17 protein-coding genes are annotated in these 18465 nt (G+C 61.7%); 9 read left to right on the top strand and 8 right to left on the bottom strand.

What is annotated here, in order from left to right; all coding sequences use genetic code 11:
* The first annotated feature begins 48 nt into the window (after nt 1–48).
* Nucleotides 49–1602 carry an acetyl-CoA hydrolase/transferase family protein gene (locus tag G9U53_RS05580; protein ID WP_165638426.1) on the top strand — a complete coding sequence of 518 codons (1554 nt, stop codon included), beginning with the start codon at nt 49–51 and terminating at the stop codon, nt 1600–1602.
* Nucleotides 1603–1639: 37 nt separating this feature from the next.
* Nucleotides 1640–2851: a helix-turn-helix domain-containing protein gene (locus tag G9U53_RS05575; protein ID WP_042921490.1), complete on the top strand. Its 1212-nt coding sequence runs from the start codon at nt 1640–1642 to the stop codon at nt 2849–2851.
* Here the strand turns inward: G9U53_RS05575 and G9U53_RS05570 are convergent, their stop codons facing one another.
* Nucleotides 2852–3679: an SDR family oxidoreductase gene (locus tag G9U53_RS05570; RefSeq protein WP_003942902.1), complete on the bottom strand. Its 828-nt coding sequence runs from the start codon at nt 3677–3679 to the stop codon at nt 2852–2854.
* 164 nt (nt 3680–3843) lie between these two features.
* Here G9U53_RS05570 and G9U53_RS05565 point away from each other — a divergent pair, with 164 nt between their 5' ends.
* The gene (locus G9U53_RS05565; RefSeq protein WP_042451555.1) at nt 3844–5076 is read left to right on the top strand and encodes a helix-turn-helix domain-containing protein; all 1233 of its coding nucleotides are present in this window, start codon (nt 3844–3846) and stop codon (nt 5074–5076) included.
* 4 nt (nt 5077–5080) lie between these two features.
* On the opposite strand, the gene G9U53_RS05560 is transcribed toward G9U53_RS05565, so the two are convergent.
* Nucleotides 5081–5428 carry a hypothetical protein gene (locus G9U53_RS05560; RefSeq protein ID WP_003943172.1) on the bottom strand — a complete coding sequence of 116 codons (348 nt, stop codon included), beginning with the start codon at nt 5426–5428 and terminating at the stop codon, nt 5081–5083.
* 225 nt (nt 5429–5653) lie between these two features.
* On the opposite strand from G9U53_RS05560, the gene G9U53_RS05555 reads away from it, so the two are divergent.
* A complete protein-coding gene (locus G9U53_RS05555; protein WP_003942925.1) occupies nt 5654–6739 on the top strand; it encodes a TerC family protein in 1086 nt (361 codons plus the stop codon).
* 61 nt (nt 6740–6800) lie between these two features.
* Here G9U53_RS05555 and G9U53_RS05550 read toward each other — a convergent pair whose 3' ends face one another.
* Nucleotides 6801–7847 carry an NADP-dependent oxidoreductase gene (locus G9U53_RS05550; RefSeq protein ID WP_030536117.1) on the bottom strand — a complete coding sequence of 349 codons (1047 nt, stop codon included), beginning with the start codon at nt 7845–7847 and terminating at the stop codon, nt 6801–6803.
* A 383-nt stretch (nt 7848–8230) separates the two neighbouring features.
* Here G9U53_RS05550 and G9U53_RS05545 point away from each other — a divergent pair, with 383 nt between their 5' ends.
* Both G9U53_RS05545 and G9U53_RS05540 read left to right on the top strand, forming a co-directional pair.
* Complete coding sequence (locus tag G9U53_RS05545) at nt 8231–9496, top strand: cytochrome P450 (protein WP_042451552.1); 1266 nt, start codon at nt 8231–8233, stop codon at nt 9494–9496.
* Nucleotides 9497–9634: 138 nt separating this feature from the next.
* Nucleotides 9635–10216: a PadR family transcriptional regulator gene (locus G9U53_RS05540; RefSeq protein WP_050656919.1), complete on the top strand. Its 582-nt coding sequence runs from the start codon at nt 9635–9637 to the stop codon at nt 10214–10216.
* Between the two features lie 108 nt (nt 10217–10324).
* Here the strand turns inward: G9U53_RS05540 and G9U53_RS05535 are convergent, their stop codons facing one another.
* Complete coding sequence (locus tag G9U53_RS05535) at nt 10325–11047, bottom strand: helix-turn-helix domain-containing protein (protein ID WP_007730520.1); 723 nt, start codon at nt 11045–11047, stop codon at nt 10325–10327.
* Between the two features lie 280 nt (nt 11048–11327).
* On the opposite strand from G9U53_RS05535, the gene G9U53_RS05530 reads away from it, so the two are divergent.
* Complete coding sequence (locus tag G9U53_RS05530; protein WP_165638425.1) at nt 11328–12254, top strand: alpha/beta hydrolase; 927 nt, start codon at nt 11328–11330, stop codon at nt 12252–12254.
* A gap of 5 nt (nt 12255–12259) precedes the next feature.
* Here G9U53_RS05530 and G9U53_RS05525 read toward each other — a convergent pair whose 3' ends face one another.
* Nucleotides 12260–12910, bottom strand: a complete 651-nt coding sequence (locus G9U53_RS05525) for a Dabb family protein (RefSeq protein ID WP_165638424.1) — start codon at nt 12908–12910, stop codon at nt 12260–12262.
* Complete coding sequence (locus G9U53_RS05520) at nt 12903–13250, bottom strand: hypothetical protein (protein WP_007730530.1); 348 nt, start codon at nt 13248–13250, stop codon at nt 12903–12905. The genes G9U53_RS05525 and G9U53_RS05520 overlap by 8 nt, the downstream gene beginning before the upstream one ends.
* A gap of 241 nt (nt 13251–13491) precedes the next feature.
* Here G9U53_RS05520 and G9U53_RS05515 point away from each other — a divergent pair, with 241 nt between their 5' ends.
* Complete coding sequence (locus G9U53_RS05515; RefSeq protein ID WP_165638556.1) at nt 13492–14379, top strand: SDR family NAD(P)-dependent oxidoreductase; 888 nt, start codon at nt 13492–13494, stop codon at nt 14377–14379.
* Between the two features lie 47 nt (nt 14380–14426).
* Entirely contained in the window at nt 14427–15290 is an 864-nt protein-coding gene (locus G9U53_RS05510; RefSeq protein WP_064075097.1) for an SDR family NAD(P)-dependent oxidoreductase, read from the top strand.
* 27 nt (nt 15291–15317) lie between these two features.
* Here the strand turns inward: G9U53_RS05510 and G9U53_RS05505 are convergent, their stop codons facing one another.
* Both G9U53_RS05505 and G9U53_RS05500 read right to left on the bottom strand, forming a co-directional pair.
* Nucleotides 15318–16814, bottom strand: coding sequence for an MFS transporter (locus tag G9U53_RS05505; protein ID WP_207624036.1), 1497 nt, complete (start codon nt 16812–16814; stop codon nt 15318–15320).
* Nucleotides 16815–16968: 154 nt separating this feature from the next.
* Nucleotides 16969–18432, bottom strand: a complete 1464-nt coding sequence (locus tag G9U53_RS05500) for a benzaldehyde dehydrogenase (RefSeq protein WP_118604653.1) — start codon at nt 18430–18432, stop codon at nt 16969–16971.
* Nucleotides 18433–18465 lie beyond the last annotated feature (33 nt).

The raw sequence follows: 18465 nt of genomic DNA, 5'->3' as shown, positions 1-18465 counted from the left end.
GGGTTATCCCCGTAAATCGCTTCGACGTGCCCTGTTTATCCTGGTGCCGTGAGTTCAACCTTCGGTGAGACCGGACACAACGCCACCTCCAACCGCATTCGCGCCACAGCGTTTGCGTCGAAGGTGATGTCCGCGTCCGACGCCGTGAAGTTCATCAACCCGGGCGACACCGTCGCGATCAGCGGTTTCGCAAGCGCCGGTACACCCAAGGTTGTCATTCCGGCCCTGGCCGAGCGCATTCACCGGACCCGCGGCAACGGATCGAACTTCACGATCAATCTCCTGACCGGCGCTTCTGTGTCCACCGAGACCGAAAGGCTGCTCGCGGAGGTCGACGGAATCGCGCTGCGCATGCCGTATCAGTCCGAGGCCACCGCACGTCGCCGGATCAACGACGGTCGTATGGACTACGTGGACATCCATCTCTCCCACGTGGCTCAGCAGGTGTGGGAGGGCTACTACGGCAACGTAGACGTCGCGGTGGTCGAGGTCGCCGGTATCACCGAATCAGGGGAACTGATTCCCTCCGCGTCGATTGGCAACAACAAGACCTGGCTGGACGTCGCCGACAGGGTCATCCTCGAAGTCAACTCGTGGGTGCCCGAGGCGATGGAAGGTATTCACGACGTCTATTACGGCACCGCGCTGCCGCCGCATCGCAAGCCGCTCGAGATCATTCGTGTCGAGGACCGGATCGGCCAGACCACGTTCCGAGTGGATCCCACGAAGGTTGTGGCCGTTGTCGAGACCAACTGCCGTGACAGCGCGAGCCCTCTCACTGCACCCGATGCCGTCAGTGAGGCGATCGCCGGCCACGTCCTGGAATTCTTCGACTTCGAGGTGCGCGCCGGACGGATGCCGGCCGATACGTTGCTTCCGCTGCAGGCGGGCATCGGCAATGTCGCCAACGCGGTGCTCGGAGGGCTCGATCGGGGGCCGTATCGCGGCCTGACCTGCTACTCCGAGGTCATCCAGGACGGGATGCTGAAGCTGATCAAGGACGGAACCGTCGCGCATGCGTCGTCGACGGCTTTGGCGCTCACCGAAGAGGGCATCGAAGAACTGACCGCGAACATCGACTTCTACCGCCACCACATCACGCTCCGTCCGCAGGAGATCAGCAACCACCCGGAGGTGGTGCGCAGACTCGGAATCATCGCCATGAACGGCATGCTCGAGGCCGACATCTACGGCAACGTGAACTCGACGCACGTCATGGGGACGAAGATCATGAACGGAATCGGCGGCTCGGGGGACTTCGCCCGCAACGGCTGCGTGTCCATGTTCCTGAGCCCGTCGACGGCCCGCGGCGGTGAGATCTCGGCGATCGTGCCGATGGTTCCGCACGTCGACCACACCGAGCACGACACTCAGGTGTTGGTGACCGAGCAGGGGTTGGCGGATCTGCGCGGTCTGTCGCCGCGGCGACGCGCGCGCCTGATCGTCGACAAGTGTGCTCACCCGGAGTTCCGGCCACTGCTCCACGACTACATCGCTCGCGCCGACGCTCAACCGGGTGCGGGGCAGACGCCGCACATCCTGGGCGAGGCATTCTCGTTCCATCAGCGGTACATCGACACGGGTTCGATGCGCCTTTCGTGACGCCAGGCAATGCTGCCGGCAGTGAGAGAATGCGAGGGTGAGCCGAACCGGGGTACCTGACGACGCCATACGCCGGGTTGCCGCGGCGGGGGCCGATGACGCCGGTGGCCTGCCCGTCGAACTGCTGGGTGATTTCCTGGACGTGCTCAGTGTCGCCGTATGCGAGGGGAAGCCGCTGCAGCGTCGTCAGCTGCACCGCTTCCGCGCTCGCGGGGAAGAAGCAGCGCAGCAGGGTGTGGCCCTGCGAGCCCTGCTCGATCTGTATCTCTCCTCGGCCTGGCGTCTGTGGCGTGAACTGCCTGCTGTTATTGCGGCACAATCGGATCCGAATGCCGTCGTCGCGGCCGGCGAAGTGATGCTGCGTGCCGTCGACGATGCCGTCGCCGAACTGGCCGAAGGGTTTCAGTTGGCCAGGCGTTCTCTGGTTCGCTCGCAGGTATCGGCACGCCGCGAGTTCGTCGACGACTTGTTGACCGGCGGCGCTGACGTCGTCGGATTGTTGGATCGCGCTTCAGGATTCGGTCTCCACCTCAGTGGTCCGCATGCCGTGGCGGTAGTGACCGCCGCCCGTGAGTTCACCGACGACAACCCTTTGGTGCGCGCCGTCGAACGTGCCGTTCTGGGTAGCAAGGGTGACGCCGATGCGTTGGTCGCCAGCAAGAGCGGCAAACTGGTGGTCGTTTTCGCGGCGCCGGATCGCGATGCCGTCGACCACGTGCTGGCAGGGATTCGGTCGGCTCTCGGGCCGGGGACCGATGACGACGGGCGAGTGCAGTTGCAGCGGCGTCCTTTGGACGGCACGTGGCAGATCGCTGTCGGGCGCCCTCGAACCACCGCTTCGGGCGTGGTGGCGTCGTACCGGGAGGCGCTGGACGCACTGGACCTGGCGCAGCGCCTGTCGTTGACCGCACCGATCATCGATGCTCGTGACCTGCTGGTCTACCGGGTTCTGGTCAACGACAGACCGGCGGTCACCGACCTGATCCACACCCTTCTCACACCGCTGCTCGAGGCGCGTGGTGGCGCTGGACCGATGATCGACACACTGCTCGCGTACTTTTCCGCCGGCGGCAATACGGCTAAGACCGCCCGAGACCTGCATTTGTCCGTCCGCGCCGTGACGTACCGGTTGGACCGCATCCGTGAACTCACCGGTCAGAACGTCAACGATCCCAACGACAGCTTCGCGCTCCACGCTGCCGTACTGGGTGCGAAGCTGCTCGACTGGCCGGCCACCGAGCTGACCTGATCAGCTTGCGCGGGCGCGTTCTTCGTAGGCAGCACGTGCCGCGGTGTCGACGTCGCCGAGAAACTGCGTCTCGACGCCGAACAGTCGGCTCAATGCCTCGTACGGCCGCCGGGGGAAGAAGCCCTGTGCCTGCACGAGCAGCCCGGACACCCGCGTAATACGTACGCGTGGACGCGGTTTGGTGATCAAGCCGACGACGGCTTCGGCGATTTCCTCCGGCTGAACCTCTCGGAATCCCTTCATTCCCGAAGTGCCCGAGGTGAGTTGGGTGTTGGTGAGCGTCGGCAGCACGGACGAGATGTGAACTCCGGTGCCACGAACTTCCTTGCGGACAGAATCGGTGAAGCCCAACACCGCATGCTTGGCGCCGCAGTACGTCGACAAACCGGGGCACGGGAGTTCGCCTGCAAGCGAAGCGATGTTGATGACGTGTCCACGTCCGCGCGGAAGCATCCGTCGCAATGCGAGCTTGGTTCCCGTGATCACGCCGAGGACGTCGATCTCGATGATGCGTCTGGTCACGGAGTCGTCCTCGTCGACGATCCGTCCGACCGGCATGATGCCCGCATTGTTGACCAGCACGTCGATCGGGCCGAGTTCACCTTCGACGGTGTCGAGGAAGTCGAAGAACGAGGCGGGGTCGGTGACGTCGAGGCGCCCGAACGTGCGGATGCCCAAATCCTTGGCTGCTCGCGCGAGAGTGGCTTCGTCGATGTCGCCGATCGCGACCGTCGCACCCAGGCTGATCAGCCGCTTCGCGGTGGCGTATCCGATGCCCCGGGCGCCGCCGGTGATGACCACTACCTGACCGTCGAAAGGTTTGTTCATTTACTCCAGCGTCTCCAAAGATAGGGGTTGGTTGCAGTGAGATGAATCTGCAGTGAGATGTGATTGTGGACCAGTCGAAACCGGGTTGCTAGGGCTTATTGGCCGAAGTGAGACGATAGATTTGTGACTAAGTCACAATCAGGATGACAAGCCGGGGAGGCGCCATGGACACATCGGAGTTGGACGGCTGGATTGCAAATCTCGCGCCCATCTATCTCCAGCCGGAGGTGATCGACGGTTTCGTTCAACGCATCGACGACGCCATTGCGGTGGCCAATCCTGAAGTGGCGGGTGATCGGGAGCTACGACGCGATGTGGATGCGAGCACTGCGGCGCAGCTTCGCGTCATCGTGGCCGCGATCGCGGGCGGTTCCCAGGAGGTCACGCCGCCGCCGGAGTCGGTTGCGCTTGCACTCACCGTTGCCAGGCGCGGTATGGATCTTCGAGTCCTGCTCAAGATCTACGGTGCCGGACGCCTCGCGATGCTGGGCTTCGTCGACGAGTCGATAGAAGCACTTCCGATCGGTCCGGAACTCAAGCGCGCACTTCTGGTCCGAGTGTGGGGTTCGGCGATGAGATGGCTGGAAGTGACCACCGAATTGTTGGTGGCAACGTATGCGAAGGAGCGTGAGAGCTTGGCGCGCGGCGCTTTTGCGCGTCGGTCCGAGACGGTGCACGCGATTGTCGCAGGCGAAGCACTTCACTCCGATGAGGTGTCGCAGATTCTCGACTACCCGATGCGGCGCCACCACACTGCGTTTGTTCTCTGGACGGACGACACCGATCCGGCCGCCGACGTATTGGCCCGATTGGACTCGTATGCGCGTTCCTTTGTGGACGAGTCGAATGCCGAGCGCGTGCTGACGCTGCCTTCGGGGGCGCGCGAGGTGTGGTCGTGGGTCGCGCATTTCGACGACCATGAGTGGGCGGCGCTCGATCGTGCTCGGAATTCGGACCTCCGTGTCGCGGTGGGGGCCAGCGGTTACGGAATGGAAGGATTCGCGCGCAGTCACCGCGAGGCTCTCGCCGCGCAGCGCATCGCGGTCCGTTCGACGGGTTCACCGGGGGTCACCGTCTACGAAGATGTTCAGGTTCCCTGTCTGCTCACCGAAGATCTGGACGAACTGCGTGCGTTGGTGGCACGGGAATTGAAAGGCCTCGCCGGCGCGGACGGTGTCACGACGCGTATCCGTGACACCGTTCGGGTCTATTACGAGAACAATTGCACTGCAGCCGCTACCGCCGTGGCGCTCGGTCTGCACAAGAACACCGTGCGGTATCGACTCGATCAGGCCGAAAAGCTGTTAGACCGCAGCGTGGACCAGCGTCGGCTGCCAACAGAGTTGGCGCTCATCGCGCTGGAGAGCTACGGAGCCGCCCTCCTGGCGAACCCGTGACTCGCTACTGCATGTCGTCGAGCCCGGGGAGCGAATAGCCGGAGCTGTCATCCCAATCGGCGGGGGTGTCGTCGAGTGAAACGTCCCAGTCTGCGTCGGGCACCGCTCGCCGGAGTTCGGTCAGAGCGTTGAACCAGTAGACGAGCGAAGGGATTACCTCGGTCGGGTCGCTCGAGATCTTTGTCGAACCGTTGAGCAGAGTGTTGGGGATATCCGACGGATAGAGGTCCAGGACCTCGTAGTCGAACGGAAATTCGTCGTTGTGGACGGCGATGAGTCGGTCGACTTCGGCCTTCTCGTCGTCGGTCAGCGGTGTGGTGCGGACGGCGGAGTAGTACAACGAGGTGCTCATGCTTGCCAGGCTAGAACAAGATGCCGTCCAGCGGCGGTTTCGGACGCAACACCCTCAGATTGCATGGTTTCGGCAACTTCAGGTGTGAAAGTCGTCGATATTTCGACCGGGATGGATAGAAGTCGGCAAGGAACACTGGAGAAGACGGCGAGACGGCCGTCCGAACCCAGTGAAGGAGCTCCCCGTGACCGCAGTCATCAGTGCCATTCGGGTAGGTGGTCAGCGATGAACGTTCCCATGTGGGCGTGGGCCGCGTTCGCCGCAGTCATCGTCGTCATGTTGCTCATCGACCTGCTCGCCCACCGCGGCGCGCACGTCATCGGCTTCAAGGAAGCGGCCTGGTGGAGTGCACTCTGGGTCGGTTTGTCTCTCGTATTCGCGGTGGTCGTCACCCTGACCTTGGGGGTGAACTCGGGCGTCGAGTTCACCACGGCCTGGCTGTTGGAGAAGAGCCTCTCCGTCGACAACCTCTTCGTGTTCGCCCTGATCTTCGGTTACTTCAAGGTGCCCCGTGAATACCAGCACCGCGTGTTGTTCTTCGGTGTCATCGGCGCCCTGATCTTCCGCGGTATCTTCCTCGCCGCCGGCGTTGCCGTGGTCAGCAAGTTCACGGCCGTTCTGTTCGTCTTCGCCGCCATCCTGCTCTACAGCGCCTACAAGCTGCTCAAGGACGACGACGAGAACTTCGATCCGGGAACCTCGCTGGCGGTTCGCTTGCTGCGCAAGATCATGCCGGTCCGTGAGGAATACGCAGGAACCAAGTTCTTCGTCAAGGAAGCCGGAAAGCGCGTCGCAACACCACTGTTCGCCGTCGTCGTCGCCATCGAAGCTGCCGACCTCGTGTTCGCAGTCGACAGCGTCCCGGCAGTGCTGGCAGTGAGTGACGATCCATTCATCGTCTACTCCAGCAACGCGTTTGCGATCTTGGGTCTGCGTGCCCTGTACTTCCTGCTCTCGGGCCTGCTCGAGAAGTTCCACTACCTGTCCAAGGGTCTGTCGATCATCCTCGCCTTCATCGGCGTGAAGCTGATCATGCAGGCCAGCCACAAGGTGATCAGCACGTCGATCCCCGAGATTCCCTCACTGGTCAGCCTCGCGGTGATCATCGTGGTGTTGGCAGGCTCGATCATCCTGAGTCTCAAGAAGCCGCTACCGGAAGAGCCTGAGGCCGAAGAGGTTGCGACCGGTGATGCACCGATCGACCTCGAGAAGTCAGGTGCTGACGGCAGCATCGAGAAATCCGGCGTCCAGCTCGCAACCGGCGAGCGCGACGACGATGACGACAAGGTAGATGCTCGGCCCAGAGGCTGACGCCTGATCGGCTGAACGAATCGAAAAGGGAGACCACACAACGACGTGTGGTCTCCCTTTGTCAAATCATCACCAACTGCTTCCCCCGGTTGTGGCCCGAAAGCTGCCCGATCAAGGCCGCTGGGGCATTTTCGATGCCCTCGGTGACATCGTTGCGGTAGCGCAGTCCACCTTCGGCGATTCGAGCGGACGCCCACGCCCGGTACTCCGGGTACCGGTCGTAGTGGTCGTAGCAGACGAACCCTTCGATGCGTAGACGTTTGCGTAGTACAGGGCGTAGGGGAGGCCCGACTTCGCTTTCATCCTGGTTGTATTCGCTGATCATTCCGCACACGACGACCCTTCCGAAATCGGCCATGCGATCGAAAACCGCTCGCGTGATCGAGCCTCCGACGTTGTCGAAATAGACGTCGACGCCCTTCGGACACAATTCGTCCAACTGCTCGCCGATGTTCGCCGTCTTCCTATCTATGCAGGCGTCGAACCCCAATTCCTCCACAACGTATTCGGTCTTCTCACCCCCGGCGATTCCGATCACCCGGGCGCCCGCCAGCTTCGCGATTTGGCCTGCAACCATGCCGACTGCTCCGCCGGCCGCCGAAACCACGACTGTGTCTCGCTCTCGGACGTCGGCGACCAACCGCATTCCGCAGTGTGCGACAAATCCTGGCTGTCCTAGAATTCCGAGTTCATCTCCTAGGGAAGCTCGATTCTCCCTCGGTATGCGGTCCAGGGCAGCGCCTTTGATTGTGTGATAAACCTGCCAGTGCGTGCCGCCTCGAACCAAATCACCTGCCGCAAAGTCAGGATGCCGCGAAGAAATCACTTCGCCGACTGCGATGCCGTCCAAACCGGAGTGCGCAGGCACCACGCCAGCCAAGACGACGTCGCCGATACCGGCAACAGCTCCCAACGGCCCGGGGGCAGAGCTGGTGGACGGTAGGCGTCTTCGTATCGCCGGATCGATCGAAAGATAGTGGGCGCGGAACAGAACTTCGCCGTCCGCGGGCGGCCGGATCGGAACCTCGTCGATCCGAAAATCTTCTACGACAGGCAAGCCGCGGGGAGCTCGAACGACTCGCACAGCGCGGTTCACATATTCGGTCATGCGCAATTTCCAATCTGCTTCGACACCGGTTCGCATCACTTCTCGGGACGATTGCCCGGAATTGATCTCGCCGCCTTACTGATTCACGGCGAAGACGTCTGGGAATTCTGTCCTCGAGCAGCAACGAGCGCACCTTCCCGCCCGCTCAGTGAGAATGTGGCAACCCGACGTCCGGAGCGCGACTTCATTTCCCATACAGCGGGCGGTTTGTTGGTTGCCTCGTAGTCCGACTGTGAAGCTCTGCGCAGTTCAGTTCAGTTCAGTTCAGTTCAGCGCAGCGCTGACGCTCGTCACCAGTGGTATTCGGCTGTGGATTTTTACGAGGGCGTCAATGATCTGCCAGATCTTGTGTGAGTGATTTTGTCGAGGACGAGAGGTTGACTATGACTTCGCCGGTGGGTTCGGAGCGTGCGGTTCATGACACAACGGATTGGCTCAGAACGGGATTGGTCGATCCAACGGAGCCAGGCTTCCTGTCCGATCCGTACGCGCGGTACGCGATTGCGCGAGAAGTTGCTCCGGTACAACAGCATTCGAATGGCGTATACATGCTTTTCGCCTACGACGACGTGAAACGCGCACTGGCGGACAAGTCGCTGAGTTCGTCGGAACAGTATGCACTCGAGGCACCGCGCAATATGCGGATCAAGGCGGCCGGTGGTAGCGACGCCTACTTGTTGCGCCCATCGTTGTCGAAGCTGGATCCACCGGACCATCTGGCATTGCGCAAGCTACTGGCGCGCCCGTTCACGCCCAGGGCAATCAAGCGTTACGACGCGCGGGCGAAGGAAATCGTCGACGAGTTGCTTGCCGATCATGGACGGGGCTCCGAGATCGAGCTGGTGACGGAAGTTGCTCATCCGCTACCGATTCGCCTTGTCTGCGAAATTTTCGGTATCCCCGTACCTGCCGACACCGATACGATGTTCGAGTGGACCCGTAAGGGACTCAACCTACTCGATCCGTTTCTGACTGCCGAGCAGACCAGCGACTACATTTCCGCTCAGCGTGATTTCTCGGCACACCTTCAGGACGTTATCGCTTGGAAGCGCAACAATCTTGGCGACGACATCCTGTCGGACTTCATCTCCGCCGGCGACGAAGGCGAGATAATCGGGCCGGATCAAGTTGCCGCTACCGTGCAGACTTTGGTCATCGCCGGACTGGACACCACAGTCAATCAGGTCGGTCTCACCATGAATGCACTTATGGGCCATCGTGATCAGTGGGAACGACTCGTCGACGACAGGGCACTGCTCGATCACGCGGTAGAAGAAGTCCTGCGCTATGAGCCGACGGCGCAGTTGATGATTCGCATTGCTCCCGAGGATTACGCGGTGGGAGATGCGGTGATTCCGGCCGGAAATCACATTGTGACGTGGCTGGCGTCGGCAAACCGCGATGAAACTCGATTCGGTCCGAACGCGGACAGATTGGACTGGTCGAGGTCAAATGTCCGGGACCACATCACGTTCGGTCACGGTGCGCACGCTTGCCTCGGTGCGTGGTTGGCCCGGCTGGAGATCAAGACCATCCTGAATGCGTTGATCGACAAAGCGCCGAATACCGAGCTCGTCGACGGTGGAGTGACGTGGGGTGGCACGGCCTTTATCCGCGGTGTCTCCGAACTGCGATTGAACCTTTTCTGATTGCACGAATTCGTGAACAGACCACTCGGTGGGCAAGTCGGTGTCAGATGGTCGACGTCTTGTTAGTCTGGGCCGGTGCCTGATCCCGCAACTGCGTGTTACCCGGCATTGCCCGCGACAAGTTGGGCAGTGCTGGGAATGCTCACATTCGGAGAAGAACTCAGTGGCAGCGATCTGAAAAGCTGGGCCGACTGGAGCATCGGGTTCTATTACTGGAGCCCGTCGGTGAGCCAGGTCTATACCGAGCTCAAAAAGCTGGAAACGCTGGGATTCGTCAGTTCGCGGGAGGTTTCGGAATCAGGTGGGCGTCGTCGACGAGTGTTCACGATAACCGAATCCGGTATCGAGGCTCTCAGATCATGGTCACGCCGATCGGAGATCGAAACCCCCGTTCTCAAACATGGAGTGATGTTGAGACTGTGGGTCGGCCACCTCAACGACCCCGATCAGCTCAAGTCGATAGTGCTCGATCACATCGACAACCTCGAGGCAAAGAAGCTCAAGGCAATCGAACACGCCGATAACTCGGAGAATGAACCCGCCTGGGCATTTACCGAGATGAGTCTGCGATGGATAGGCCGCCATTTTCAGATGGAGATCGACCTCGCCGCTCAGTTGCTCGATGACATCGATGAGGCCGCCGCTCGATTCGCGCAAGGCGACGCCAACGCTCTCGGCTTGCCGCAGCCCGTCAATGCCGGTAGTTGGAAGTTGATCTGAGCGTGCGGAGGTACAACTCTCCAGATTCTGCCCCACGCCAATAGAATTGTGCTGTCGAGGTTTTCGTGCCCAGTCTTCGTGCTTAGTCTTCGTGCCTAGTCTTCGTGCCTACTGAGCTCGCATGCTTTCGGTGGTCCGGACGCCCGCATTTCGCCACAGGGAAGCGGCTGTTTCCCGAAGAAGCCCGGTGAGAGGCGAGTTCCGCTCGTCGAGCGGCATTTGTCGGAGCGGTCCGCAGATCGACAGCGCGGAGGTCGCGACGCCGATCGGGCCGATCGGAGTGGCGATCGTGCCGAATCCGTCGATCGGCGTGTCACGGCCGTATCCCACGCCGGTTTTTCGGACCTCGTCGGCCGCCTCTCCTCGCTCGTTGTTGAAGGTGTGGAGGACCCTGCCGACGAGAGTTCCGTCTGCGCGCGTGCTGAAACCGATCCGATTCGGAATCATGCTGGCGAAACGACCTGCCATGTGGGCGCGGCACACCACATTTGAGCCGTCGAGAATCGTCATCTCGACGATCAGTCCGGTACGCCGGTGCAATTCGTACAGGTGCGGATGCGCAGCTGAGTGAAGTCTGTCCTGGTACACGGCCAACGAGCCGAGTTCCACGAGCCGCAACCCGAGCGTGTAATCGCGGCCGCTGCGGTGCAGCCACCGAAGTTGGACCAGATGGTCGAGTATGCGGTGGGCTGAAGACCTTGGAAGCCCGGTTCGTCGGACAATCTCGGCGAGGGTGAGACGATCTCGACCGCCGAACGCATCCAGTAGCAGAGAGACTCGGTCGAGGAAGGCGTTCGGCGTTGCGGGATCGACCTCGAGCTGGAGCGACATGTGTTCCCTCTGCTATCCCGTAGTCAAGTTGGACAACTGCCCTGGACAAGGCTATTTCGATTAGGAATGATGACATGTTTTTTCTGCTTTGTGAAGAAGGCCACCCTGTGGATCGGACGCCTCCGGTGCTCGTCGGCGGAAACGGACCACTGATCGGGAGAGCGGGTTCCTTGCTTGGTGGTGGGCGATCTACGTTGACGTGATCACACGCCAAGTGGACAAACGCGGATGCCGGCGCAGACGTAGCGCCACCCGCCGGGCTGAGAGACCAGGAGACGATATGACGATTCAAGCGGAAGTCACCACGATGCTCGCAACCCTCAACGCTGGATTCCCGGATGTCACCAGTGTCCCGCCGTCGGAGCTACGAACTCTGATTCGGAACCGACGTGCGCCGCTGACGGGTCTTCCCGACATGCTTTCAGTCGAGAATCACGTAATCGACGGTCCCGGTGGAGATCTGGCAATTCGCGTCTTTCGTCCGCATGGAACCTCGAACGACGTTCCTCTCGTGGTCTTCGCTCACGGGGGCGGTTTCGTGTTCTGCGATCTGGACAGTCACGACGAATTCTGTCGATCGATGGCGCAGGGAGTCGGCGCAGTAGTGGTTGCCGTCGACTATCGGTTGGCGCCGGAGCATCCGGCACCGGCAGCCCACGACGACGTCTACGCCGCGGTGGCGTGGGCCAGCAAGCATGCTGCCGAATACGGTTCCGACGCAGGTAAAATCGCACTTGTGGGCGACAGTGCGGGAGGGAACCTCGCGGCGACTGTGGCTATTGCCGCTCGGGATCGGGGTGGTCCGGAAATCGCCCTTCAGGTTCTCATCTACCCAGTGATCGACGACGACTTCGAAACCGAGTCGTACCGGCTCTACGGCACGGGTCACTACAACACAGCCGCAGCGATGGAATGGTACTGGCAGCAATACGCGCCTGAAGGTCGCGACGACGCCCGTGTGATTCCTACGCGTGCGGAGACGCTCGCCGGTCTTCCGTCTGCTGTCGTCGTGACAGCCGAACTCGATCCGCCGTGTTCGTCAGGTGACGCGTATGCGCAGATGCTCGCGACGGCTGGCGTTTCGGTGCGCCATCATCGCTTCGAAGGATTGTTCCACGGCTTCCTCACTATCCCGTCTTTGTCGCTGACCGAGCCTGCGCGACAGAAGCTTTGGGCGATGACGCGCGAGGCGCTCGGTATCGAGTAGGCAGATCACTTCACTGTCAGGAGTCTCTCGGTGAGATTGCCGAACGTGTGACAGATTCTGTCGTGGACCACGGCCTCGGGACATTCGGGGTCGAACCACCGGTCCACCACTGCCCAGTGAATCGGATGATCGAGGTACTGGGTCTGCAGTGAGCCGAGATCGGTGAACTCCTGCTCCCAGACATGAGTCCATGGTGTGTGCCCGGTCGCTGCGTCGACTCGGCTGAGACGCCAGGCGCAGATCGACGAGATATGGGTAGGCATCCTGAGCAGATCCCGTTCGAATTCCTCGAGTACGTCCTGGGGTGTGCTGGGGGATACCCGGATGAACAGCGCTCGGTACACCTGACCGGCGGCTTCGGCGCCGGAACGTCCCGTGGTCCCGGGCGAGTACTCGGCACCGTGGAAGTGGTCGACGGCGGCGCAGCGCAGGCTGTCGTCGACCGCATCTCGGGCTGTCTGCCAAGCCATCTCGTCTTCGAACTGAAGATGGACGATCAGATCTCCGCCGTTGATGACGCCGGGAAGTGTCGTACAGACGAGACGACGCAGCGCGTTCGACGATTCGGCAACTGCGGCAATGTTCTTCACTGCAGCGGTCCACTCGTCGGCGCCCGCCCCGTTGGCGGCGTGCACGACTCTTGTCACGTTATACATTGCTCAGTCCTTCGATGTCCTTTGCTGCGGCGGCCATGGAGCGACTCCGTTCGATTATGAGCGGAGCCATTGCATCCCACCACTGCCTGAGGGTGGAGTCTCTGCGGCCCTGGCGCGTCATCGACCACCAGCCGGCCGTGCCGTCGACCGTCCAGGTGACGGTCAAGGTGTTCGGGTCTTGATCGCACCACAACGGAGGGCTGACGAGTACGTCGGCGAGTGTCATGCCGCGACGCTGTGCACTCGGCAAATACTGGTCGAGTAGCGCGTCGACGAACTGTCGACCGCATCCCGGTTTCGTGACTATCCGATCGATCACGTAGAGCGTTTCATCTGCCATTGGTGAAGATTACTTTCCCCTAACCCGTTGTGATGCTTTCGATCTCACACAGCGGGAGATAGCGGATTTGGTCATGTGCCCGGCATTTCGACACCTCCCGTCAGGCGGGAATCGTTGCTGTGCAACAGAATCGGATGATGCAACATGGCGGACAACGATTGCGTGAAATGCAGTCGAACTCAGGTCGAACACATACGTCATGTGTTCGATGTCGTGAAGTGGAAGAGCCTTGGAGGAGCAGTTGAATCACTCGCTGGTAGGGAAGACCGCGCTGGTGACCGGGAGCAGTCGAGGCATCGGCAGGGCGATCGCCAGGCGACTGGCGGCAGAGGGGGCAACCGTGGTCGTCACCGCACGGTCGACTCGGCCTACCGCGGCAGTCCGTGCCGACAGTAATGTCGTCATCGGCGGTACGTTGTCCGAGACCGTCGAGATGATCGAGTCGCAACACGGTCGTGCACTTGCCATTCCGGCCGATCTCGAGGATTCCGAGGCTCGCGACGGATTGATCGAGAAGGTCGTCTCGCGGACCGGAGGTATCGACATCCTCGTGAACAATGCCGGGTTTGCCGACTACGCGCCGATCGAGAAGATGTCGCTGGCGACGTTCGATCGGACCCTCGACCACTACATTCGCGCGCCGTTCGCCCTGTCGAAGGCAGCCATCCCCTACATGCGAGAGCGCGGCGCAGGCTGGATCGTGAACATCGGTTCCTCGACGGGACTGAATCCGATCAGGCCCTTCCGCGACTACAACAAGACGTCGGGTGACGTGATTTACGCGTCGATGAAGGCAGCACTGCACAGGTTCACACAGGGCCTCGCCGCGGAGGTGCTGGACGACAATATCGCGGTCAACTCGGTGGGGCCTTCCACTGCGATCTCGACTCCCGGCGCCGACGCACTCATTCCGGATGGATACGAAACCGAGCCCGTCGAGTATCTTGCCGAGACGGTACTGGCCATGTGTTCTCTTCCCGCGGCCGAGCGGACCGGCCTTTTAGCGTTCAGTCTTCATTTTCCCTGGTATCAGGATCTGGTCGTGAAGGCGCTCGACGGGCAAGGGCTGATGCCCAGACGTGAGCCACCGACGTGGTGCAATCCCAACATTCTGCCCGAAGGAATCTGAAGTCTTTGTCGAGCAATAGTTTCGGCGACACAACCCGAGGAGTGGAGATGTCCCACGCTGAACGCCGGTTCGGTACCGGCACGGCCGTCGTGACCGGTGCGGGGGCCGGTATCGGTGCAGGGTTCGCCCGTCACCTTGCGCGGCTGGGAATGACGGTGGTCGTTGCCGACATCGACGAGGCGCGTGCGTCGCTCGTCGCCGAGGACATTCGCACGGCCGGTGGGAGAGCTGACGTTCATGGAGTGGACGTAGCGGATGCCGATGCCGTGAAGAGGATGGCGGACAATGTGTTCGATCGTCACGGCAGCGTCGAGTTGCTGGTCAACAATGCCGGAGTGGAGACGGCCGGGTTGCTGTGGGAAGTCAGTGGTGCGCGGTGGAGACGGTTGATGGAGATCAACGTCGACGGCGTCTTCTATTGCCTTCGTGCTTTCGTGCCATTGATGTTGAAGGTGGGTAAGCCGGCGTGTGTGGCCAATCTGTCTTCTGTCGGCGGGATCAACAGCGCCGCGGTGCAAGGACCGTACATCGTCAGTAAGTTCGCGGTGCTGGCGATGACCGAGAGCTTGCACCAAGATCTGTCGTTGGTCGACTCTCCGATTCAGGTCAGTGCTGTTGTTCCACACTCGATCCGGAGTGAGATCTTTCGTGCGGCCCAGCGTGACGCGCCGACTACGAACGTCACGGCAAACGCTGTCTTCGATGCAATGCAACAGGCGAACGTCGAATCCGGACTCGACCCGCTCGATGCCGCCGAGCACATGACCGAAGCAATAGCGCGTGGGGACTTCTGGGTGTTCTCCGACGACGACGCGTGTCGGCAGTTCACCGACCGCCGAGCCGCTCAGCTTCGAGACCTGCTACCTCCCGCCGATCCTCGCACAATGCTCACACGCATGGGCATCTCGTGAATGCGGAGCTGTTCGGAGCAGGCCTGTTCACGCGCTGCCGTTGACAGACGTCGACGCACTCTTGGGGAGGCCTGACCAACCCACCAGGCCGACCAGAGCGAAAGCTACGGCGGCAGTGACGAAGGTGACGGTGAAGGCGGATTCGCTGGGCAGAGCGGATACGCCCTCTGGCAGGTTCGCGATGGTCATCGAGGCGAGAATCGTAGTCACCACTGCACTGCCCATGGCGCTGCCGGTGGAACGGGAGATCGAGTTGATGCCGTTGGCTATTCCGCTCTGGTGTCGCGGAACGCTCGACATGATGATCGCGGGCATGGCCGCGTAGCCCAGGCTCACGGCGGCGCCGATCACGATGCCGGCACCGATGACCGACGCGGTGTGCGTGTGGTCGTACGCGAGCCAGGCGAACGGCACCGCACCACAGATGGCGGTGAGTCCCAGGACGAAGCGTGGCCCACGCACTCTGATGAGCCGCCCACCGATCGGTGCTGCGATCAGCGAGGCAATCGCACCCGGCAGCAGGAATTCCACCGACGCACGCAGAATGCTGGCTTCGAATCCGTATCCCGTGAGGGCGTGGGGAAGCTGCACGAGATAGGAGATGCCCAGGAAGTTGGCGAACATTCCGAAGCCCAGCATGACCCCCGCCAGATTCGCCATCATCACGGGCCGGTGGACGAACATTCGCATGTCGACCAGTGGTTCGTCGACGATCTTCTCGATCCAGACCCAGACTGCGAACATCACGATCGAGCCCAGGAAAACACCGATGGTCACGGGTGAGAACCAACCCCATTGGTGGCCTTGCGAAATCGACAACAGGAGCAGAAGGAGTGCAGCGCCCAGGCTCAGCGCGCCGATGACGTCGACGCGCCCGCCGCTCTTGTGCTTGGTTGCCGGAACCAGCGTGATTACGGCGACGAGGGCAAGCAACGCGAACCCGGTGGCCATCCAGAAGGCGTTGCGGTAGTCGGCATCCGGAGCCGATGTGAGAAGTCCGGTGGCTACGAGGGCGAGCCCGCTGCCGAATGCGAGAGTTCCGCTGACCAATGCCATCGCGCCGGGAAGCTTGTGTGGGCGGACCTCTTCGCGCAGGACCGACAGAGCCAGCGGGAAGATGGCGGTGGCGGTCCCCTGGAGGACGCGTCCGAGGATGAGAAGTGGCAGATTGTGTGCCAGTGCGGCGACGATCGAACCGATGACCATGACGACCAGAACGCCGACCAGCGTGCGCTTCTTGCCGTGCTGATCGCCGTAGCGGCCCAACAGGGGAGTGAAAACGGCGGCCGACAGCAACGTCGCCGTCGTCACCCAACTGATGCCGGCCGCGGATGCGCCCAGATCGGACTGAATACGCCCCAAAATCGGGACGGGCAGTGTCTGCATCATCGAGACGATCATCGCGGCCAGGCTGAGCGCCCCGATGATGACGGCCTCGCGGCGCGGCGATGTTACGACGGATACATCCGGGGTGTCGTGGACCGTTGGCTGCGCAGCGCTGTCGGTCGTCACTGAATTCGTCAAGTGGGTCCTTCTCGGGAATTACAAGAGAAATTGCTTAATGTGCCGAAGTAATTTTCTCTGGATGGTAAGTCCGCGAGATCGATCCCGTCAATGCTGGTCAGTGAGCCCCTGGGGTCAGTTCGGTGTATTCAGGACCAACTCGGCGTGTTCCGGACTAGAAGGGGTAGACCGGGAGTGCGCTCTGCGCAGTCACCCACTGCGTTTCGGTGAAGGCGTCGAGGTTTGCGCCGATACCGCCGACGCGGCCACCGTTACCCGAAGACGCCATACCGCCGAACGGGATGACTGCTTCGTCGCCGACGGTCTGATCGTTGATGTGTACGAGGCCGGTGGGGATTTGTTGGGCGAGCTCGAGCCCTCGCATGGCGTCGGAGGTCAGAATGCCCAGTGACAGTCCGTACTCGGAATCGTTGGCTATGGCGACGGCTTGTTCGACGGTGGCGAAGGAGGTGACCGGTGCGACTGGCCCGAAGACTTCGTCGGCGAATGCCGGCGCGGTGAGTGGGGTGTCGGCCAGCACGGTGGGCCGGTAGAAGAGATCCTCGTAGGTGCCGCCGGCCGCCAGTTTTGCTCCGGCCGCGATGCTTCCGGTGACCAGGGAGTGGATGTGGTCGCGTTGTCCGGCGTCGATGATGGGTCCGAGTGCGACCTGACCGGTGAACGGGTCGCCTACCGGAAGCTTGTCGGCGTGTTCGGCAAGGAGTGCGGTGTAGTCGGCGGCGATACTTTCGTGGACGAGCTGGCGGCCGGTGGTCATGCAGATCTGCCCCTGGTGCATGAAGGATCCGAAAGCGCCTACAGATGCGGCCTTTTCGAGGTCGACGTCGTCCATGACGATCAGTGCGTTGTTTCCCCCGAGTTCGAGGTGTGCTCGTTTGAGATGGCGGCCCGCCAGTTCACCGACAGCGCGTCCTGCCCGGGTCGACCCGGTGAATGCGATGACGCGAACGCTCGGATGAACCACGATTGCCTCACCGGCGTCAGCGCCACCCGGCAGCATGCCGAACACTCCGGCAGGCAGACCGGCTTCTTCGAAGATGCGGGCAAGAACCACACCGCCACAGATCGCCGTGCGCGGATCAGGCTTGAGGATCACCGAATTACCCAGTGCCAGTGCGGGAGCGACTGCACGGATCGACAGAATGATCGGGAAGTTGAACGGTGCGATGACGCCGACGGTGCCGACGGGGACGCGACGAGAGAAGCTCAGCCGCGGTTGCTCCGAGCGCAGCACCTCGCCGACGGGGTGTGCGGCCAAAGCTGCTGCGTTGTAGCACTCTTCGGCAGCGGTGTGGGTTTCCAGTCCGGCTTTGGCGGGAATGCTGCCGGCCTCGCGGATTACCCATTCGCCGATTTCGTCGGCGTACCGCTCGAACAGTTGACCGGCGCGGCGTAGAACGGCGGCTCGTTCGGTGTACGGCCTTGCTGCCCAATCCTTCTGAGCGGCAGTAGCTTTTGTTGCAGCGGCTGCTACGTCGTCTGGTGTTGCCATGCCGACCGTCGTCAACTGCTTGCCGGTGGCCGGCTCGACGACAATGCGATCGTCGGCGCTACCGCGAACCCATTCGCCGTCGAAGATCTTCGATTCCCACACAGGTTCGCTCAGCAAACGCGTCATGGCCGCTCCTCGGTAAAGGGATGCAACCGCGCG

The organism is Rhodococcus sp. D-46 (assembly GCF_011290655.1).
Lineage (GTDB): Bacteria > Actinomycetota > Actinomycetes > Mycobacteriales > Mycobacteriaceae > Rhodococcus_F > Rhodococcus_F qingshengii.
This window is presented reverse-complemented; position numbering and strand designations above follow the sequence as displayed.

What these genes read in the sequence shown, in the direction of transcription:
- G9U53_RS05570 (WP_003942902.1), bottom strand. Translation starts at nt 3,679, where the DNA reads ATGAACAAACCTTTCGACGGTCAGGTAGTGGTCATCACCGGCGGCGCC.
- G9U53_RS05565 (WP_042451555.1), top strand. Translation starts at nt 3,844, where the DNA reads ATGGACACATCGGAGTTGGACGGCTGGATTGCAAATCTCGCGCCCATC.
- G9U53_RS05560 (WP_003943172.1), bottom strand. Translation starts at nt 5,428, where the DNA reads ATGAGCACCTCGTTGTACTACTCCGCCGTCCGCACCACACCGCTGACC.
- G9U53_RS05555 (WP_003942925.1), top strand. Translation starts at nt 5,654, where the DNA reads ATGAACGTTCCCATGTGGGCGTGGGCCGCGTTCGCCGCAGTCATCGTC.
- G9U53_RS05550 (WP_030536117.1), bottom strand. Translation starts at nt 7,847, where the DNA reads ATGACCGAATATGTGAACCGCGCTGTGCGAGTCGTTCGAGCTCCCCGC.
- G9U53_RS05545 (WP_042451552.1), top strand. Translation starts at nt 8,231, where the DNA reads ATGACTTCGCCGGTGGGTTCGGAGCGTGCGGTTCATGACACAACGGAT.
- G9U53_RS05540 (WP_050656919.1), top strand. Translation starts at nt 9,635, where the DNA reads ATGCTCACATTCGGAGAAGAACTCAGTGGCAGCGATCTGAAAAGCTGG.
- G9U53_RS05535 (WP_007730520.1), bottom strand. Translation starts at nt 11,047, where the DNA reads ATGTCGCTCCAGCTCGAGGTCGATCCCGCAACGCCGAACGCCTTCCTC.
- G9U53_RS05530 (WP_165638425.1), top strand. Translation starts at nt 11,328, where the DNA reads ATGACGATTCAAGCGGAAGTCACCACGATGCTCGCAACCCTCAACGCT.
- G9U53_RS05525 (WP_165638424.1), bottom strand. Translation starts at nt 12,910, where the DNA reads ATGTATAACGTGACAAGAGTCGTGCACGCCGCCAACGGGGCGGGCGCC.
- G9U53_RS05520 (WP_007730530.1), bottom strand. Translation starts at nt 13,250, where the DNA reads ATGGCAGATGAAACGCTCTACGTGATCGATCGGATAGTCACGAAACCG.
- G9U53_RS05510 (WP_064075097.1), top strand. Translation starts at nt 14,427, where the DNA reads ATGTCCCACGCTGAACGCCGGTTCGGTACCGGCACGGCCGTCGTGACC.
- G9U53_RS05500 (WP_118604653.1), bottom strand. Translation starts at nt 18,432, where the DNA reads ATGACGCGTTTGCTGAGCGAACCTGTGTGGGAATCGAAGATCTTCGAC.